The organism is Kribbella sp. NPDC051936, assembly GCF_040680955.1.
Taxonomy (GTDB): Bacteria; Actinomycetota; Actinomycetes; order Propionibacteriales; family Kribbellaceae; genus Kribbella.
On record NZ_JBFAXS010000002.1, the window covers coordinates 273,982 to 292,906 of the forward strand.

General features: G+C 71.2%; 18 protein-coding genes. 5 read left to right on the forward strand and 13 right to left on the reverse strand.

Annotated features, from left to right (window positions below; translation table 11 throughout):
- Positions 1-57: 57 nt before the first annotated feature.
- A complete protein-coding gene (locus AB0L64_RS06930) occupies positions 58-1,386 on the forward strand; it encodes a peroxidase family protein (protein WP_363708575.1) in 1,329 nt (442 codons plus the stop codon).
- Here the strand turns inward: AB0L64_RS06930 and AB0L64_RS06935 are convergent.
- The 4 genes from AB0L64_RS06935 to AB0L64_RS06950 form a co-directional block, all read right to left on the reverse strand.
- Positions 1,364-2,704 carry an FAD-dependent oxidoreductase gene (locus tag AB0L64_RS06935; protein WP_363708577.1) on the reverse strand — a complete coding sequence of 447 codons (1,341 nt, stop codon included), beginning with the start codon at positions 2,702-2,704 and terminating at the stop codon, positions 1,364-1,366. The genes AB0L64_RS06930 and AB0L64_RS06935 overlap by 23 nt on opposite strands.
- 62 nt (positions 2,705-2,766) lie before the next feature.
- Positions 2,767-5,499, reverse strand: a complete 2,733-nt coding sequence (locus AB0L64_RS06940) for an AAA family ATPase (protein ID WP_363708579.1) — start codon at positions 5,497-5,499, stop codon at positions 2,767-2,769.
- Positions 5,500-5,562: 63 nt separating this feature from the next.
- On the reverse strand, positions 5,563-6,054 hold the full coding sequence (locus AB0L64_RS06945) for a sigma-70 family RNA polymerase sigma factor (RefSeq protein WP_363708581.1): 492 nt from the start codon (positions 6,052-6,054) through the stop codon (positions 5,563-5,565).
- 126 nt (positions 6,055-6,180) lie between these two features.
- A complete protein-coding gene (locus AB0L64_RS06950; RefSeq protein WP_363708583.1) occupies positions 6,181-6,891 on the reverse strand; it encodes an alpha/beta hydrolase in 711 nt (236 codons plus the stop codon).
- Between the two features lie 134 nt (positions 6,892-7,025).
- Between AB0L64_RS06950 and AB0L64_RS06955 the strand changes: the two genes are divergently transcribed.
- Entirely contained in the window at positions 7,026-8,756 is a 1,731-nt protein-coding gene (locus tag AB0L64_RS06955) for an FAD-dependent oxidoreductase (protein WP_363708585.1), read from the forward strand.
- Positions 8,757-8,788: 32 nt separating this feature from the next.
- On the opposite strand, the gene AB0L64_RS06960 is transcribed toward AB0L64_RS06955, so the two are convergent.
- Positions 8,789-9,697, reverse strand: coding sequence for a LysR family transcriptional regulator (locus AB0L64_RS06960; RefSeq protein ID WP_363708588.1), 909 nt, complete (start codon positions 9,695-9,697; stop codon positions 8,789-8,791).
- A gap of 72 nt (positions 9,698-9,769) precedes the next feature.
- Here AB0L64_RS06960 and AB0L64_RS06965 point away from each other — a divergent pair, with 72 nt between their 5' ends.
- A complete protein-coding gene (locus AB0L64_RS06965) occupies positions 9,770-10,660 on the forward strand; it encodes an EamA family transporter (RefSeq protein WP_363708590.1) in 891 nt (296 codons plus the stop codon).
- Positions 10,661-11,040: 380 nt separating this feature from the next.
- Here AB0L64_RS06965 and AB0L64_RS06970 read toward each other — a convergent pair whose 3' ends face one another.
- Genes AB0L64_RS06970 through AB0L64_RS06995 form a run of 6 tightly spaced genes read right to left on the reverse strand, consistent with a single transcriptional unit; the run spans position 11,041 to position 15,014 of the window.
- Positions 11,041-11,706, reverse strand: a complete 666-nt coding sequence (locus AB0L64_RS06970) for an NAD(P)-binding domain-containing protein (RefSeq protein WP_363708592.1) — start codon at positions 11,704-11,706, stop codon at positions 11,041-11,043.
- The gene (locus AB0L64_RS06975) at positions 11,703-12,764 is read right to left on the reverse strand and encodes an LLM class flavin-dependent oxidoreductase (RefSeq protein ID WP_363708594.1); all 1,062 of its coding nucleotides are present in this window, start codon (positions 12,762-12,764) and stop codon (positions 11,703-11,705) included. Before AB0L64_RS06975 ends, AB0L64_RS06970 begins: the two co-directional genes overlap by 4 nt.
- Before the next feature lie 44 nt (positions 12,765-12,808).
- Positions 12,809-13,147 carry a hypothetical protein gene (locus AB0L64_RS06980; protein ID WP_363708596.1) on the reverse strand — a complete coding sequence of 113 codons (339 nt, stop codon included), beginning with the start codon at positions 13,145-13,147 and terminating at the stop codon, positions 12,809-12,811.
- 40 nt (positions 13,148-13,187) lie between these two features.
- On the reverse strand, positions 13,188-14,054 hold the full coding sequence (locus AB0L64_RS06985) for an RNA polymerase sigma-70 factor (protein WP_363708597.1): 867 nt from the start codon (positions 14,052-14,054) through the stop codon (positions 13,188-13,190).
- Complete coding sequence (locus AB0L64_RS06990) at positions 14,047-14,271, reverse strand: hypothetical protein (RefSeq protein ID WP_355692064.1); 225 nt, start codon at positions 14,269-14,271, stop codon at positions 14,047-14,049. Before AB0L64_RS06990 ends, AB0L64_RS06985 begins: the two co-directional genes overlap by 8 nt.
- Complete coding sequence (locus AB0L64_RS06995; RefSeq protein ID WP_363708600.1) at positions 14,268-15,014, reverse strand: SDR family oxidoreductase; 747 nt, start codon at positions 15,012-15,014, stop codon at positions 14,268-14,270. The genes AB0L64_RS06990 and AB0L64_RS06995 overlap by 4 nt, the downstream gene beginning before the upstream one ends.
- A gap of 125 nt (positions 15,015-15,139) precedes the next feature.
- Here AB0L64_RS06995 and AB0L64_RS07000 point away from each other — a divergent pair, with 125 nt between their 5' ends.
- Positions 15,140-16,327, forward strand: a complete 1,188-nt coding sequence (locus tag AB0L64_RS07000; protein WP_359924088.1) for a low temperature requirement protein A — start codon at positions 15,140-15,142, stop codon at positions 16,325-16,327.
- Here AB0L64_RS07000 and AB0L64_RS07005 read toward each other — a convergent pair.
- A complete protein-coding gene (locus AB0L64_RS07005; RefSeq protein ID WP_363708603.1) occupies positions 16,317-16,880 on the reverse strand; it encodes a helix-turn-helix domain-containing protein in 564 nt (187 codons plus the stop codon). The genes AB0L64_RS07000 and AB0L64_RS07005 overlap by 11 nt on opposite strands.
- An 88-nt stretch (positions 16,881-16,968) precedes the next feature.
- On the opposite strand from AB0L64_RS07005, the gene AB0L64_RS07010 reads away from it, so the two are divergent.
- Positions 16,969-17,883, forward strand: coding sequence for an SDR family oxidoreductase (locus AB0L64_RS07010; RefSeq protein WP_363708605.1), 915 nt, complete (start codon positions 16,969-16,971; stop codon positions 17,881-17,883).
- A 48-nt stretch (positions 17,884-17,931) separates the two neighbouring features.
- Here AB0L64_RS07010 and AB0L64_RS07015 read toward each other — a convergent pair whose 3' ends face one another.
- Positions 17,932-18,924, reverse strand: coding sequence for a Gfo/Idh/MocA family oxidoreductase (locus tag AB0L64_RS07015; protein WP_363708607.1), 993 nt, complete (start codon positions 18,922-18,924; stop codon positions 17,932-17,934).
- Position 18,925 lies beyond the last annotated feature (1 nt).

An 18,925-nucleotide genomic window follows, 5' to 3' on the forward strand; every position in this document is an offset into this window, starting at 1 on the left:
ACAATCGGAGTGCTTGTGCTGTCTCTCCAGTGGATTCGAATCCTTGGGAGGTAGTGCATGAGCAGGCATCCGGCGGCGCGGGACCACTGTCTGAGTCTCGTCCGCAGCGTGGATCGGCCGACTGGTGGAGCGCGGTACGGGCGGATGTTCCCGGGGCTGGAGCCGCTCGGCGCCGACCCGCAGGTGCTGATGCGGGCGGGCGCGGACGGCGGGATCTGTGACGCCGCCGCGGTGCTCGATCCCGGCAGCGGCGGGGACGACGCGGAACAGGCGGCCGGGTGGCCGTTCTTCGGGCAACTGCTGGCCCACGACACGACCGCGGACCGCTCGCCGATCGCGGGCGGCGTCGAGACCGGCGCGTTGCGGAACGCGCGTTCGCCGCGGCTGAACCTGGAGATGCTGTACGCCGACGGCCCGATCGGCTCGCCGTACCTGTTCGACCTGCACGACCCGGCGAAGTTCCTGCTGAACGGGGACGACGTACCGCGGAACCCGCAGGGTGTGGCACTGATCGGCGACCCGCGCAACGACGTCCACCTGTTCTCGCTGACGCTGCACGTGGCGTTGTTGCGGGCGCACAACCGGATCGTCGACCGGCTGCGGGCGAGCGGCGTTCCCGAGGACGAGGTGTTCGAGCGGGCGCGGATCACGCTCACCTGGCATTACCAGTGGGTGGTGGTCCACGACTTCCTGCCGCGGCTGGTCGGGCGACCGCTGGTGCACGAGGTGCTGACCGGCGGCGGGAAGTGGTTCACGCCGGAACCGCTGCAGGCGTTCATCCCGTTCGAGTTCGCGGATGCGGCATACCGCTACGGTCACGGCCAGATCCGGCACACGTACCGCCTGACCGCGGGTGGACCCGAGGTGCCGCTGTTCCCCGATCTGGTCGGCTTCGGGGCGCCTCGGCAGCGGCTCGATCTCACGCAGGTTTTCGACGTCCCCGGTCGTCCGCCGGCGCAACGCGCGAAGCGGCTCGACGGGCGGCTCCCCGCGAGCCTGATCGGGCTGCCGGAAGAGGTCACCGGCGCCGTCGACGAGGCGGCGTACAAGTCCCTCGCGGTCCGGGATCTGCTCCGCGGCGACACCACCGGTCTGCCGAGCGGTGAGGAGGTCGCCGAGCTGCTCGGCGTACCGCCGCTGACCGAGGGCACCTGGCCGGGCGGTACGCCGTTGTGGTTCTACGTCCTGAAGGAGTCCGAGGCCTTCGGCGACGGCGACCGCCTCGGGCCTGTCGGCGGACGCATCGTCGCCGAGGTACTGCTCGGACTGCTGCGGGCCGACCCGGCCGGCTACCTCAGTCTCGAGCCTGGCTGGCAGCCGACACTGCCTGCCGAAGGCGAGACGTTCGGGCTGACCGACCTGCTCATCCCGGACGGCTCGCGCTGAGGCTGCGGGCCTTGGCCTCGGTCTGGAACGCCTCGCGCGGACTCTGGACCGAGGCCAGCGACACGATGTCGCGGCCGTAGAAGAACGACACCAGCCAGATCGACAGAACGCGCATCTTCCGGTCCCAGGTCGGGACCGCCAGCACGTGGTACCCGCGGTGCATCAGCCACGCCGGCAGGCCCTTGATGACGAGCCGCTTGTACTGGAAGATCCCGTTCCCGAGGCCGAGCGTCGCGATCACGCCGAGGCTGTTGTGCACGTAGTTCTTCGGCGCCCGCCCGCGCAGCGACCGCAGCAGGTTCTTCGCCAGCAGCTTGCCCTGTCGTACGGCGTTCTGCGCGTTCGGGACCGTGTACGCGCCCTCGACCGGCGACGTCAGGTCGGGCACCGCCGCGTCGTCACCGGCGGCCCAGGCGTCGGTGACCACCTCGGCGTCGGTGCCGATCCGCAGGTCCGCCCGGACCTGGACCAGGCCGCGCTCGTTGTGCGGCAGGTCTGTGTGGTTGCGCAGCAGCCGGGTCGCGGCGTTGCCCGCGGTCCAGACGATCAGCTCCGAGTCGAACTCGGTGCCGTCCGACAGCACCACGTGACCGTCGTCGGCCGACTGCATCGTGGTGTTCAGGTGGACGACCGCACCGCGCTTCTCGAGCATCTTCACGACCCAGTCGCCCGGCCGGTCGGTCACCTCCGGCAGGATCCGCGGCGTCGCCTCGACCAGGTGGAACCCGAGCTCGTCCGCGGACAGCTCCGGGTACTTCTTCAGCAGCGCCCGCGCCAGCGACAGCAGCTCGGCGAAACCTTCCACACCGGAGAACCCGCCGCCGACGAACGTGACCGTCAGCAGCTTGCGCCGCGCCGGGCCCGGCTCCAGCCCGGCCGCCTCGTCGAACGCGGTGAACAGCCGGTCCCGGATCGCCACGGCTTCCTCGACGTGCTTCATCCCGATCGCCCGTTCGGCCACGCCCGGTACGTCGAACGTCCGCGTCACCGCGCCGGCGGTCACCGCGATCACGTCATACGTCAGCTCGTAGTCCGGCCCGTCCGCGGGGTGGATCGTCACGGTCCTGTCCGCGTGCGAGATGTTCGTGACCATGCCGGCCACCAGCTTGGTGTGCCGCAGGTTGCGCCGCAGCGACACGGCCGCGTGCCGGGCCTCGACGGACCCGGCGACCACCTCGGGCAGGAACGGCTGGTAGGTCATGTACGGCCGCGGGTCGACCACGACCACCTCGGCCTCGCCGCGCCGCAGCTTCTTCTCCAGCCGCCACGCCGTGTAGAACCCGGCATATCCGCCGCCCACCACCAGGATCCTGCGCACCGCACTCTCCGTCCGTCGAACTTCCCACAAGTAAGACACCCGGCCGCGGCCGGTTGTGACATCTACGGGCGGAGCTGCTTGCGGGACGTGATGCCCAGCTTCGCGAAGACCTTGCGCAGGTGCCACTCGACAGTGTGCTGGCTGAGGAACATCTGCGCACCGATCTCGGCGTTCGTCAGCCCCGCGCCGGCCAGATCGGCGATCCGCGCCTCCTGCGCCGTCAACGAGTCCCGGCCCGAGGTGTCCGCCGTACGGCGTTCGTCCAGCACCTCACCGGTGGCCGCGAGCTCCCGCGCCGCCCGCTCGGCGAACGCACCGGCACCGGCCTCCGAGAACAGCTTGTAGGCCATCCGCAGCTGTCCGCGCGCGTCCTGCCGGCGGCCCTCCCGCCGCAGCCACTCGCCGTACACCAGGTGCGTCCGCGCCAGGTCCATCCGCATCCGCGTGCGACTCAGCCGCTCGATCCCTTCCTGGTACGCCGCCTCGGCCGCGCGACCGTCCGACCGCAGCCCGGTCGCCCGCGCCAGGACCCCGAGGCCCCAGTCCGTTCCGGTGGCCTCGGCCTGCTCCTTCAGCCGGCCGTACCCTTCCGCCGCGGCCTCGGGACGTCCCGCCCGCGACGCCGCCTCGATCAGCTCCGGCAGCGCCCAGCTCGCCGCGCCGAGCTCGGCCGGATACGCCGTCGCCGCGAGACTCGAGGTCAGCGCGGTCTGATACTGCGCCTGGGCGTTGTGCAGCAAGGCGTTGGCCATGTACGCGAAGGACACGGCACCGCCCTCGCCGCGCGCCGCCGAGTCGTCCAGGCTGGCGGCGATCAGCGCCGCGGCGTCGGTCTGTCCACGCCAGGCAGCCAGGCAGATCTCGCCGTACGACGCCAGGTCCGCACCGGTCGCGTCGTGGATGGTCTTCACCTCGGCGAGCAGCGCAGCGCCCGCCGTGAGCTCGCCACCGAACAGGCTCAGCATCACGCGGTGGTGCAGGACGAGCGGCAGCTGGTTGAGATCGCCGACCTCGCGCGCGATCCGGAGGTGCCGCGCGGTGAGCAGGTCCCAGCTCCGGTCGTCCCACAGGTTGACGGCCAGCACCGCGGTCAGCCACATCCAGGTCAGGTCGTCCCTCTCCGGCGTCCCGTTCTCCGCCTCGAACGCGGCCGTCGCGTCCCGCGCCGGCCCGACCATGGCCGGATAACCGTCCGCGAACAAGGTCGCGACCGCGTCGTACAGCAGGTCACGCTTGCGTGGCTCCGCCAGCCGGGGCACGGCCTTGGCGGCGCGGGCGACGTACGCGATGCCCCTGTTCTCGCCGAAGCGGCCGGCGAACTGGGCCGCGGCCAGGGCGTTCAGGTAGGTGTCCCGCGCCAGGCCGAGGTCGAGCGGTTCGAGCCGCCGGGCCGCGTCGAGCAGCAGCGGCGGCGCTTCCAGGCTGTGCCCGGAGGCGAACGTCACCTGCGCGCGCATCAGGTTCACGCGCGCCTGGTGCAAGGCGTCGACCGGCCCCTGGCCGGCGGTGTTCAGGAGTCGCAGCGCGGTCTCGAAGGCGCCCGCGGCCAGGCTCGCCTGCGCGGCGGCGAGGGCCCGGATCGAGCGCGTCGCCGGGTCCGGCGTCAGCTCGGTCGCGCGCTGGAGGAACGCGGACGAGGCCGCCATACCGCCGCGCCGTTGCGCCCGGTCGGCCGAGCTCACCAACTCGGCCGCGACGTCCTCGTCCGGGCCGTCGGCGCCCTGGGCGCGATGCCAGGCGCGGCGATCGGGATCGAGCTCCGGGTCGATCGCCTCCGCGAGGGCCTGGTGCGCGGCACGCCGGTCCGCCGGGTCCGCGGCGCGGTACGTCGCCGACCTGACCAGCGGATGCCGGAACCGCACCCGGGCCGCGATATCGATCAACCCGGCGGCCTCGGCCGGGGCCACCGCGCTCATCGGCACGCCGAGCGGCACGAGAGCGCGGACCAGCAGCGGTACGTCGCCGACCGGTTCGGCAGCCGCGGTCAGCAGCAGCCGCTGTGTGTCCTGCGGCAGCGCCTGGACGCGGAGCGCGAAGTTCTGCTCGATCTGGCTCGCCAGCGGCCGGTTGTCCGGTCGCTCGAACCCGCCGGCCAACTGGGCCGCGGTCAGCCCGCGCGGCAGCTCCATCAGCGCCAGCGGGTTGCCCCGGGTCTCGGCCACGATCCGGTCGCGGACCGGCGCGTCGAGCCGCCCGGGCACGACCGAGTCGAGCAGCGAACCGGCGTACTCGTCGGTGAGACCGCCGACCGGCAGCTCCGGGAACCCGCTCCACTCCGGTGCGGTCACCGGCTCGCGCAGCGCGAAGACCAGTCCGATCCGGTCCGCGAACAGCCGGCGCCCCACGAAGGTCAGCGTCTGGACCGAGGCCTGATCGAGCCACTGCGCGTCGTCGACGACACACAGCAGCGGCTCCCGATCGGAAGCCGCCGACAACAGACTGAGCGTCGCCGCACCGATCAGGAACCGGTCGGGCGGTCCCCCGCCGCTCAGCCCGAACGCGATCTCCAGGGCGCCGCGCTGCGGACTGGGCAGGCGATCGCTGAGACCGAGGAGCGGGAGGCACAGCTGGTGCAGGCCGGCGAACGGGACCTCCATCTCCGACTCGACCCCGGACGCGCGCGCGACCCGGCAGCCGTCGGCCCGTCCGGCGACGTACTCGAGCAGCGCCGACTTGCCGATGCCGGCCTCGCCGCGCATGACCAGCACCTGTCCGTCCCCGGAGCGCACCCCGGCGACCACGTGGTCGAGGCGTGCGGACTCCGCTCGCCGCCCGCGCAATCGCTGCCACCCCACCCGTCAGAGGCTACGTGCGAACAACGATACGGGTACAGAACCCGCCAGTACCGCAAGCGCCGATCAGACGGCTTCCTGCGCCAAGCGGTCGCGGGCGCGCTTGACGAGCTGGCGCGCGTTCGGCGCGCCGATCCGGAGCGTCTCGGCGATGTCACGGTACGGGTAGTCGAAGCCTTCCCGCAGCACGTACGTCGCCCGCTCGGCCGGCGACAGCCGGTCCTTCAACAGCTGGACGGCGGTCGCGAACGCCTCCCGGTTCTCGGCGTACGCATGCGGATCGGGGCCGGCCGCCACCCGCTCGTCCGGAAGCCAGGGCCCGACCGTCGTCTCGTGCCGGCGCCGCGCCGACTGCACCAGGTTGATCGCCAGCCGCGACACCGCAGTCGCGAGGAAGGCCTGCGGGTCGGCCACCGCGGACCGATCCGTCCGCTGCCAGCGCAACCAGACGTCCTGCACGAGCTCCTCGGCCTCGTGCTGGTTGCCGACGATCCGGCGCGCGATCCGGAACAACCGCGGCCGAGCCTGCAGGAACTCGTCCAAACCCGCCGTACTCACGATCCGGCCTCCTGACGCTGGGGAACACTTCCAGCGTCGGCCGCCGGCCACGGGGTTCGCGCCCTGGAGACCCCATGGTCGACTGCGTGGCCGATTACGTGGTCGAGTGCGTGGCCAACTGCGTGGTCAGGCCTCGAGGGCGTTCAGGATCGTGGCCGTGACGGCCTCCGGCTCGGAGACGCTCAGGGCGTGCGAGGCGCCGGCGATCTCGCGGGTGTCCTTCGCACCGGCGCGGTCGGCGAGAAACCGGTGCAGGGCCACCGGGATGTTCATGTCCTGGTCGCTGAACACGAACCAGGACGGGATCGTCTGCCACGCCGGCGTGGACGTCGGCAGCGGGCCGGTCAGGGCGGCCTCGGTGGCCGGCCGCTGGGTCGCGGCCATCAGCACGGCCTGCTCGGCGGGTACGTCGGCGCAGAACTGCTGACGGAACACGTCCGGGCGGATCGCGAGCTCGTTGCCGCCGGTGGCCACCGGGTAGGCGTTCAGCGCGTCGCCGAGCGTGCTGCCCGGGAACATCAACGACAGCTGGAACGCGGTCTCGCCGTGGTCGGGTGCGAACGCGCAGACGTACACGAGCGCCTTGACCGCGTCGTTCCCGGCGGCGGCCTGGGTGATCACCATGCCGCCGTACGAGTGCCCGACCAGGACCACCGGCTTGCCGATCCCGGCGATGACGTCGCGGACGTACTGCGCGTCGCCGTCGAGGCTGCGCAGCGGGTTGGCCACCGCGACCGTTTCGATCGAGCGCTCCCGCAGCCGCTCGACGACGCCGTTCCAGCTGGCCGACTCGGCGAACGCGCCGTGGACCAGGACGACGACCGGATTCTCACTCATGGGGTTCTCCTCTTCCCTCGGGTACTGGGTGAGACCGGACAGACAGCCGGGTTGTGACCGGGGCGACAGTCACAGAACGCCACTCTGCGTTGTCCTGGTGGGTGAGGACATCCGCAGCGCACAAAGGAGAACAGATGAGCATCACCGAACAGCAGATCGCCACGTCGGTCCTGGTGATCGGAACCGGTGGTGCCGGCCTCCGGGCGGCGATCGAACTGGCCGAGCAGGGCGTCGAGGTTCTTGCCCTCGGCAAACGCTCGCGCTCCGACGCGCACACCTCGCTGGCGGCCGGCGGCATCAACGCGGCGCTCGCGACCATGGACCCGGACGACACCTGGCAGCAGCACGCGGCCGACACCCTCCAGGAAAGCTACCTACTCGCGAACCCGGTCACCGTGCAGGTCGTCGCGCAGGGCGCGGCCCGCGGGATCGAGGACCTCGAACGCTGGGGGATGCCGTTCGCGCGCGAGGCCGACGGGCGGATCTCGCAGCGGTTCTTCGGCGCGCACACCTACCGCCGGACCGCGTTCGCCGGCGACTACACCGGGCTGGAGATCCAGCGCACGCTGATCAACCGCGCGGTGCAGCTCGGCGTACCGATCCTGGACACGGTCTACGTGACCCGCATCCTGGTGAAGGACAACACGGTCTTCGGCGCCTACGGTTTCGACCTGACGACCGGTCGGCGGTACGTGATCCACGCCGACGCGGTGATCCTGGCCGCGGGCGGTCACACCCGGATCTGGCGGCGGACGTCGTCGCGGCGCGACGAGAACACCGGCGACGCGTTCCGGCTGGCCGTGCTCGCGGGCGGGCGGCTGCGCGATCCCGAGCTGGTTCAGTTCCACCCGTCCGGGCTGATCGAGCCCGAGAACGCGGCGGGCACGCTCGTGTCCGAGGCGGCCCGCGGCGAGGGCGGCCGGCTGCGCAACGCGCTCGGCGAGCGGTTCATGGCCCGGTACGACGCGGAGCGGATGGAGCTGTCGACGCGGGACCGGGTCGCGCTGGCGGAGTACACCGAGATCAAGGAGGGCCGCGGGACGCAGAACGGCGGCGTCTGGCTGGACGTGTCGCACCTGCCCCGCGAGACGATCATGCGGCGGCTGCCGCGGGTCTACCAGACGCTGCTCGAGCTGCAGATGCTCGACATCACCAAGCAGCCGATCGAGATCGCGCCGACCGCGCACTACTCGATGGGCGGCGTCTGGGTCCGGCCCGAGGACCACGGCACCGGCGTCGACGGGTTGTGGGCGATCGGCGAGGCCGCGAGCGGACTGCACGGCGCGAACCGGCTCGGCGGCAACTCGCTGATCGAGCTGCTCGTGTTCGGGCGGATCGTCGCCGAGGAAGCGGCGAAGTACTCGATCCGCCGGCAGGCCCAACTGCGCTCCGCGGACGCCGTCGCCGAGGCCCGCGCCGAGGTCGACCAGCTGCTGACGAACGACGGGCCGGAGAACGTCCGCGCCCTGCAACGCGCCCTGCGCGACACGATGACGGCGCGGGCCGGCGTCGTCCGCGACGAGGCGGGTCTGCAGGCCGGCCTCGCGGAACTCTCGGACGTCGAGGAACGGATCAAGCAGATCGGCGTCCACCCGGACATCGCCGGCTTCCAGGACCTGGCCCACGCCTTCGACCTGAAGGCGTCGGCGCTGGCCGCGCGGGCCACCCTGGACGCGGCGCTGGTACGGCGGGAGACCCGCGGCTGCCACAACCGCTCGGACCACCTGGACCTCGACGAATCCCTCCAGGTCAACCTCGTCTGGTCCGGCCCCGGCGCGATCGAGAAGGAGCCCATCCCCCCGATCCCCGCCGAGCTGCGGCAGCTCATGCGCCACGTCTCGTCCGACGGCAAGCTCGTCGAATGACCTCGCCGACATCCTGCTTTCCTGGACCCTCTTCACTGACGGTGACCTGACCCTGCAGCTCCTGCATGCCGTGAAGCGCTGAGCAGGTCGACGAGGAGTGCCAGTGGGGCCCAGCCGCCGCGGCCTCGGCGGGTCAGGACATGGGCTCGCATGCGGGGTTCGGGGTCGCGGAGGCGGCGTAAGGACAGGCCGGTGGCTCTGGGGTAGGTGGCGGGCATCAGAGCGACGCCGAGGCCGGCGGTGATCATCTCCTCGACGAGATGGAGGCTGTCGGCACGTTGCGTGACGCGGGGCTCGAAACCGGCCAGGGCGGCGATGGTGCGGACGACCCGCTCGTCGGCGGTGTGCCGGGAGTTCACGATCCAGTCGCTGTCGGCGAACGCGGCGATGACGTCGACCGCCGTACCGGACGTACGGCGAGACCGTGACGGTACGGCGAGGCTCCACGTGTTCTCCCACAACGGTGCGGCCTGGAGCGCGGCGTGCTGCGGGGCGGGCGCGAGGTTGTAGTCGTAGGTGACGGCGAGGTCGACCTGGTCGCGCTCGAGCAATGCGATCGCCTCGGGTGGTTCCTGTTCCTGGATCGCCACCCGGACGGCGGGCGGCAGCTGCGGTACGACGGGGAGCAGCGTGTCGCGGATCGCGGTGTGGAAGGCGGCCACGCGGACGGTTCCGGCCGGGTCGGCGGACGGGTCGAGGTCGGCCCGGGCGGCCTCGTGGGCGGCGAGGATGTGGACGGCGTGGTCGGCCAGGCGGCGGCCTGCCGGCGTGAGGCGCACGCGGCGGCCGTCGGGCTCCAACAGTGGTGTGCCGACCTCGTGGGCGAGCGCCGCGATCTGCTGCGAGACGGTCGAGGTGGTGACGCCGAGGACGTCGGAGACGGCGCGCATCGAGCCCAGTCGGGACAGGGCGAGCAGGAGTTCGAGCCGGCGGACGTCCATTCATCGATCATGAACGATATGTCCAGGATTCTCACGTGGACGCGAACGAAATCCCGAGCTTGACTGGACGGTATGCGCACACGTGAGACCGGTATCGCCTTCGCGGTGCTGTCCATGACGATGGTCCAGCTCGGACTGGCCGCCTCCGTCGGATTGTTCGACCGGGTCGGGCCCGAGGGTGCGGCCTGGTTGCGTCTGGTGTGTGCCGGGCTGATCGTCCTCGTGCTGTTCCGTCCCCGGCCGAGTTCCTTCGACCGCAACGCGTTCCTGGCCGCGGTCGGTCTCGGCGTCGCCACGGCCGGCGTCACACTGCTGTTCATGGCTGCCGCGGCACGTCTCCCGCTCGGTACGGCGAGTGCGCTCGAGTTCCTCGGCCCGCTGTCGGTCGCCGTCCTGCGGAGCCGCGGGCGACTGGTCTGGCCGGCGCTGGCCTTCGCCGGCGTGCTGCTGCTGACCCAGCCGTGGCACGGGTCGGTCGACGGCCCCGGCGTACTGTTCGCGCTCGGCGCGGCCGCGTGCTGGGCGGCGTACATCGTCCTCACCCAGCACGTGGGCAGCCACGTCGCCGGCCTTCAAGGCATGGGCGTCTCGCTGCCCGTCGCCGCAATCGTGGCCACGGCCGTGGCAGGACCGGCCACGATCCCGGTCATGACCTGGCAACTGGTCGCCGTCGGCTTCGGCCTGGCGCTGCTGCTCCCGGTGATCCCGTTCAGCCTGGAGTACTTGGCGCTGCGCCGCATCGACGCCGGTGTCTTCGGCACGCTGATGAGCCTCGAACCGGCCCTGGCGCTGCTGATCGGCTGGCTACTGCTCGGCCAGTCCCCCTCGCTCCTGCAGGCGTTCGGCATCGGCTGCGTGATCGCGGCCGGCGTCGGCGCGGAGAGAGCCGTGGGCCAGCGCCGCGAGCAGACCGAGCACGACCAGACCGACGATGCCGTGGTACCACTGCCAGCCGATGCCTAGCCCGACGAACCCGTCGAGCACCATCACCACCGCTCCGGCCCCGACGCCGACCGCCAGCAGCAGAACGCCGGCCAGCAGCAGCTTCCGCGGCACCCGGCGGCCGAACGGGCTCACCGTGGCCAGCGCCAGGGCCGCGCCGGCCAGGCCGGAGATCGCGGCGAAGGCCTGGGCCAGCGCGGGGTTCAGAAAGTACGCCTCCGCGGCGTCGGGCGGGACGATCGGGCCGGACGGGAATCCCAGCCGGCCCTCGACCGCGAACACCGCCTTCCCGACGGCATAGCCGATCATCAACACCGCAACGCCGTACGCCGGTATCCTCCGCATGCCTCCACCGTAGGAGTTCGTCCGCCGCGCGAACTCCCTCCTGCGGGTGATCCTTGCTAGGCGGCCGCGCGGGCCCGGGCTACTTCCTGGCCCCGGACGGTTTCGGGGTAGCGGGTGAGCATGGCGCGGAGTTCCTCCGCGTCGACGTTGGCGCCGAAGAGTTCCGTACCGGGCTCCAGACGCTTGCCGTCGGCGAGCGGTCCGGCGAGCACCGGGTCGAAGCCGAGCGCGTCGACGATCCTCGCGACCTCCTCGGCATCGGCCGGCTCCCCCGCGACGGCGATCGCCTTGCGGTGCGCTGCGTGGGCGCCTTCGTCGAGGTCGTGGTAGCCCATGTGGTTGAACGCCTTCACGACGCGGGACTCCGGCAGGAACCGCTGGACGATCTCCGACGACGACGTCCGCGGGTCGGTGAGGTCGTCGCGGATGCCGTCGACCTCCCACCAATAGTTCATCGCGTCGACGACCAGCTTGCCGCGGAGCGCGTCGACCGGGATCGTGCGGTGCTTGCCCAGCGGCAGCGCCAGGATCACCAAGTCCGCCTCGGCCGCGGCCTCGGCGGCAGTGGTGGCGACGGCTCCGGGCGTGACGACCTCGACGATCAGCGCGATCCTCTCGACATCACCCGAGCCGGCGATCAGCACGCGATACCCGGCCGCGACGGCCAGCCGTGCGAGCACGGTCCCGACCTTGCCCGCGCCCAGGATCCCGATCGTCGTCATTCGGACTCCGCCAGGATGTCGCGCACCAGCGGGATCACCTTCGTGCCGTACAGCTCGACGGCCTTCAGCCGCGCACTCGACGGCAGCGGACCGCCCGAGTAGATGAGGTCGAACCGCTCGACGCCGAGCGCCTTGACCGCGCCCGCGATCCGGCGCGCGACGGTCTCCGGCGAACCGACGTACATCGATCCGTGCAGCACCTCGGACTCGAACTCCGCACGCTTCAACGGCGGCCAGCCGCGCAACGCGCCGATCCGGTCCCGCATCACCTTGTACGGCGCGTAGTAGATCTCCTTGGCCTGCTCGTCGGTCTCCGCGACGAACCCCGGCGAGTGCATGCCGACCGGATGCGCGACGGTCCCGAACTGCTGGGCCGCCCGCTTGTACAGGTCGATGTACGGCGCGAACCGGTCCGGCGACCCGCCGATGATCGCGAGCATCAGCGGCAACCCGTAGTACGCCGTACGCACCACGGACTGCGGCGACCCGCCGACCCCGACCCACGTCGTCAGCCGGCCGGACTCGGTCTTCGGGTAGACCTCGATGTTGTCCAGCGCCGCCCGCACGGTGCCTTCCCAGGTCACCGGCTTCTCGTCGAGCAACCGCACGAACAACTGCAGCTTCTCCTCGAAGAGCTTGTCGTAGTCGGCCAGGTCGTAGCCGAACAGCGGGAACGACTCGGTGAACGAGCCGCGCCCGAGGATCACCTCGGCGCGCCCGTTCGACAGCGCGTCGACGGTCGAGAACCGCTGGAAGACCCGCACCGGGTCGTCCGAGCTCAGCACCGTCACACCCGACCCGAGCCGGATGTTCGACGTCTGGGTGGCGATCCCGGCCAGCACCGTCTCCGGCGTCGAGATCGAGAACTCCGGGCGGTGGTGCTCACCGAGCGCGATCGCGTCCACGCCGATCTGATCGGCGAGCACCGCCTCGTCCACGACCTGCCGGATCGCCGCGGCGGCTGTCACCGGCGCACCGCTGTCGTCCACCGGGATGTCACCGAAAGTATCGAGTCCGAAGGCCAGCTCGGCCATCTCCGCACGCTCCTGTCCACTCACGCACCAAGTCTAGGTTGACATGTCAACACCAGACCGGCCGGGGTTCATTCCCCGGTGCGCCAGTGCCGGAGTTTGTCCGGGTTCAGCACGATCCAGACCGCCGACACCTTCGGGCCGGTGACCTTCAGACTCATCACCGCGACCACGCTGCCGACCGCCCGCAGCACGACACCCGGCTCGCCGTTGACCGCCTCGACGGTCAGCACGGTCTCCGGGCCGACCAGCTCCGTCACGCACCGCGCGACCTGATCGGCGCCGTGGACCGGGTCCAACGCGGCCGCCACCCGGCCGCCGCCGTCGCTGACCGCGACCACCTCCGGCGCGAGCAGACTCCGGAGCGCCCCGGCACTGCGGGCCCGGCACGCCGTCGCGAACCGGTGCACGACGGCATGATCACCTCGCCTGAACAACGTCACCTCCTGCTCAAGCGACCGCGGTGAGCTTCGCCGGGTTCATCTGCCACAACACCTCGTCGATCCCTGCGGTGGACGCGGTCACCGTGCACACCGCGAACACCTCCCCGTCGCGGCGCAGCATCGCCACCGCGCGGCCGTTCGCCGTACCGAACTCCACCTCGACACCGACCCAGAAACGGGTGTGGAACGCCCGGTGGTACTTCGCCACCCGCAGCCCGCCGACCACCGGGAACTTCGACGCCCGGGCCGCGCCGCCGCCGTCGGAGTAGCTGATCGCGTCCTTGGCCAGCAACTGCTCGAGCACGGCGAGATCACCGGAGCGCGCCGCCGCGACGAACGCCGTCAGCAACGTCTTCTGCTGATCCCCGCTGACCTCGGTCCGGCGTTCGGCCCGGATCCGCTTGCGGGCGCGACTGACGAGCTGCCGGACCGCGGCCTCGGACGTCTGCAGCATCGCGGCCAACTCGTCGTACGGGTAGTCGAACGCCTCCCGCAGGACGTACGCCGCGCGCTCGGTCGGCGACAGCCGTTCGAGCACGAGGAGAACCGCGAAGCTCAGCGCCTCCCCGCGCTCGGCGCCGAGGTACGGGTCGGCGCTGGTGTCGACCGGTTCGGGCAACCACGGTCCGACGTACGTCTCCCGGCGCGCCCGCGCGGACTGGCTCGCGTTGATCGCGAGCCGGGTCACCGCCGTCGACAGATACGCGACCGGGCTCTGGACCGCGCTGCGGTCCGCGGCCTGCCAGCGCAGCCACACCTCCTGGACCAGGTCCTCGGCCTCGGCGTGGCTGCCCAGCATGCGGTACGCGATCCCCATCAGGCGCGGCCGCACCTGGTTGAAGACCGCGACCGCGTCGTCCAGATCCTCAGTCATCCGCTGGAGGATACGGCCCGGGCTCTCCTTCCAGCGCCTCGATCGCGCTGTGCAGGCTGTTCAGGTCGGCCGCCTCGGCCTGCACCTCGAACGGATCCATCAGCCACTCCTCGGGTGACTCGTCCTCGGGCGGCGTCCCGGCCGCGTTCAGCCGGATGTCCGCCTCCACCTCGACGTCGAGCTCACGCAGGAACTCGGACTCCGGTACGCCGGTCATTGCGCCGCGTACCAGTCCGCGTAGTGCAGCTCGCCCAGCGTGGCCTCGCCCAGCGGGACCAGGCTACGCTCGGTGAGCTCGGAGCCGAAGTACCGCGCGTGCACGTCGGAGACGACCTCGCGGGTGTCACCGCGCTCGGACAGCGCCTTGCGGATGAACTCGTCCATCCGCACCTCGTCCGGCCCGGCGATGTCGATCCGCGTGTTCAGCGGCTCGCCGACCGCGGTCCGACCGAGGATCTTCGCGACGTCCTCGGCGGCGATCGGCTGCCAGGCGACCGGCGCGATGTGCACCTTGCCGTCGTCCCAGGTGGCTTCGTCCGCGGTCGGCCCGACGAACTCGAAGAACTGGGTCGCGTGCACCAGCGAGTACGGGATCCCGGAGGCCTTGATCAGCTCCTCCTGGGCGATCTTCGCGGCGAAGTAGGCGTTGTCCGGCAGCCGCTCGGTGCCGACGATCGAGATGCCGACATGGTGCCGGACGCCGGCCGCGTCCTCGGCCGCCAGCACGTTCGAGGTGGAGGTCCTGAAGAACTCCATCACCGGCCCGGCCTCGAACGACGGCGAGTTGGCGACGTCGACGACCACGTCGGCGCCCTTCAGCACATCCGCCAGGCCCTCGCCGGTGATCGTGTTGACCCCGGTGCTCGGAGCGGCCGGGACCGCCTCGTGGCCGTGCTCGGTGAGCTTCGCCACCAGCTTCGTGCCGATCAGGCCGGTGCCGCCGATCACGACGATCTTCATCGCAGATCCCTTTCGATTGTCTTGAGCTGTCATCAGGTAAGACAGGGCACCCCCGGAGCTTGTGACAGTCACATCCGCGACTGCTGCCCTGTCTTGTCTGTGACGTCAGCCGAGAGGAGAGGCAGTTGCCCAACGCCACGGTCCGGATCCGGGTGCGGATGACGGCACGGCCGATCGACGAGCCGCACCGGGTCGCCAGCCAGCTCGAACTGCTCTTCGACCTGACCTTCGTGGTCGCGGTCGCCGCGGTCACCGAGCAGTTCGCCCACACCATCGCCGAGGGCCACGCCGGCGACGGTGTGCTGCCGTTCCTGCAGGTGTTCTTCGCGATCTGGTGGGCGTGGATGAACTTCACCTGGTTCGCGTCGTCGTACGACACCGACGACGTCACGTACCGGATCCTGACCATGGTGCAGATGGCCGGCGTGCTGCTGCTCGCCGCCGGCGTCCCGGCCGCGGCGGACCACGGCGACTACCTGATGATCACCTCGGGCTACCTGGTGATGCGGCTCGGGCTCGTGTCGCTGTGGCTGCGCGCGGGCCTCGAGGACCCGGCGTCGCGGCGGACGGCGTTCCGCTACGCGATCGGGATCGGGGCACTGCAGATCGGCTGGTTCGGCCGGCTGTACCTCGCGAACACCGGCGCCTCCGACGGGGTACTGCTCGCCGCCTTCGTCGCCCTGGCGATCCTGGAGCTGTCCGTACCGCTGTGGGCCGAGCGCCCGCGGGCGACGCACTGGCATCCGCACCACATCGCGGAGCGGTACGGGCTCTTCACGATCATCCTGCTCGGCGAGGCTGTGCTGGCCTCGTCCAACGCCGTACGCCGGGCGGTCGCGGAGACCGACGTGAACGCCGAGCTGATCGCGGTCGCCGGCTGCGGCCTGGTGATCCTGTTCGCCTTGTGGTGGCTGTACTTCCTGCATCCGGCCGGTCCGCGACTGGAGGACCGACGGAATCGCTCGTACCGCTGGGGCTACGGCCACTACGGCCTGTTCGCCTCGCTGGCCGCGCTGGGCGCCGGCCTCGAGGTCGCGGTCGAGCAGACCGGTCATGAGCTGCACCTGTCCCCCACCGGCGCGAGCTACGCGGTCGCCGTCCCGGCCGCGTCCTTCATCGCGTTGCTGTGGGGCGTGCACCGAGCCATCGCCGATGTGTCCCGGGTACACCTCGGTACGGCGGTGGCGGGCATCGCCGTACTGCTCGTGCTGCCGCTCGCGACGCCGGCGATAGGACCGGTCGCCGACCTCGCGCTGATGGCCTTGACCTGCGTCGGCGTCGTCGCCGTCGCCTCGTGGGACGCTAGGCGGTGAGCGCGGACAGCGTCTTCAGCGTCGACCGGATGACATCGGCGATCGGTACGTCGTCCGGCGCGGCGATCCAGCGCTCGAACGACACCCGGAACACGGCGACCCCGGTCTCGGCGGCCAGCGCGGCCACGTCCGGGTCGACGCCGCGCGCGAGCAGACCGTCGGTGAGCGACGTCGTCATCGACGCCATCTTGATCAGCTCGCGTTCGCGCAGCTCCGGCGTCGACGCGATCACGGCGGCCCGGCGGCGCGAGGAGTCCCGGCGGCTGTCGTCGAAGAACTCGGCCGAGGCCAGGACGGCGGCCGTCACCGCCTCCATGGGGGACGCGTCCGCGGGCGCCGCGGCGAGCGCGGCGGCCATGTCCTGCCCGAGCAACTCGGATCCGGCGAACAGCACCTCGCGCTTGTCCGCGAAGTGCCGGAAGAAGGTACGCGCGGTGACCCCGGCCCGGTCGGCGATCTCGGCGACGGTCGTGCCGTCGTACCCGCGCTCGGCGTACAGCGCCATCGCCGCCTCGCGCAGCCGCCCGGCCGCATCCGGTTCCCACCGTCCCATGACGTCGATCCTAGCCGATGTCATCGAGTGACATCAGGGTGTAGCATCGCTGATGTCAGTCAGTGACATCACCGGAAGGAACCTTCTCATGCGCGTTTTCGTCACCGGAGCCTCCGGCCACCTCGGCTCGGCGGTGGTCCCGGAACTCCTGCACAACGGTCACCAGGTCCTGGGCCTGGCCCGCTCCGACGAGTCGGCGAAACGGCTCACCGACCGGGGCACCGAGGTCGTCCGCGGCGACCTGGCCGACCTCGACCGGCTGCGCGCGGCAGCGGCGGCGGCCGACGGCGTCGTACACCTCGCGTTCCGCCACGACCTGATGGTCGCCGGCGATCTGGCCGGCGCGGCCGAGGCCGACCTCGCGGCACTGCGCGCACTGGCCGACGCACTGGACGGCACGAACAAGCCGCTCGTCAGCACGTCGGGCACCGGCATGCTCGCCCGGTTCGTCCAGGGCCGTCCGGGGACCGAGGCCGACTTCTCCCCCGCCGGCGGATACCGCATCGACGCGGAGAACCTCGTCGTCGCACTGGCCGATCGGAGCATCCGGTCGTCGATCGTCCGGCTGCCCCAGGTGCACAGCGAACTCGACCACAACGGCTTCGTCCCGGCGCTGATCCAGTTCGCCCGGCGCAACGGCTTCGCGGCGTACGTCGGCGACGGCGCGAACCGCTGGCCGGCCGTCCACACCCTGGACGCCGCGAGGCTCTACCGCCTGGCGCTCGAGTCGGCGCCCGCCGGTTCCCGCCTGCACGCCGTCCACGACGAGGGCATCGCCTTCCGCACCATCGCCGAAGCGATCGGTCGCGGCCTGGACGTCCCGGCCCGCTCGATCACCCCCGAGCAGGCGCCGGAGTACCTCGGCTTCCTGGCCGGCTTCGCCGCCATGGACAACCCGTCCACGGCGACCCTGACGGGAGAGCTTCTGGACTGGCACCCGGCCCAGCCCACCCTGCTCGACGACCTCGCCAAGCCGTTCTACTTCGAGGACACCTCCCGGTGACCTCGGACAAGTCACGACCTGTCCAAGGTCCCGGCGAGGTGTGGCTGGTTACACCTTGAGGACCGGCGCGACGGTCTTGGACTTCGAGCCTTCGTACGCCGCGAGCAGGATGCCGAGGACGGCGATGCCCTCCTCCTCGGTGTGCAGCGGGCGCTGCTTGCCGAGCAGCGAGTCGGCGAAGTGGCCGATCTCGGCGACGAACGTGTCGACCGGCTCGAACTCGAAGGTCTCGGTCTCGCCCGACCGGAGGCTGTAGGACAGCGACGTACCGTCACTGGTCAGCGAGCCGAGCTCGCCGACGGCCGAGAACCGCTCGGTGCCGGCGGCCGGCTGGTAGGCCCAACTGGTCACGAGCTGGCCGACGACGCCGTTGTCGAAGCGGATCAGCACCTGGGCGGAGTCCTCGCCCTCCATGAACTTCAACCGGTGCGTGGAGAGCATCGCGGTCGCCTCGACCGGCAGCCCGCCGGCGAGGTGCAGCATCAGATAGGTGGGGTGGTACCCGGTGTCAATGAGCTCGCCACCGCCGCTCGTCTTGCTGCTCGCCCGCCAGCCCATCGACGTCGGGTCGAAGTCGTTGTAGAAGCTGTCCGTCGTGCGGACCTCGTACACCGTGCCGATCGTCCCGGCCTGCAGCAGCTCCCGGGCCTTCGCGACGGCCGGCATGAACAGCTGGTTGTGCGCACACATCAGCGTCACGCCGTTCTCGGTCACCGCCTTGCGGACGCCGGCCGCCTCCTCGGCGGACAGGCACAGCGGCTTCTCGCACAGGATGTGCTTGCCCGCCTCGGCCGCCGCGACGATCGCGTCCCGGTGCAGATGGTGCGGCAGGCAGATGTCGACCGCGTCCAGGTCCGCGCTCGCGAGCATCTCGCGATAGTCCGTGTACGCCGTGGCGTCCAGCTCCTCGCCACGCTTCTTCGCCGTCTCCTCGACCGCGTCCGCGACCGCGGTGACCGCGATCCGGTCCGCGTGCGCCCGGTACCCCTTGATGTGCGCCGAAGCGATGCCCCCGGCGCCGATCAGCCCGACCTTGATCATG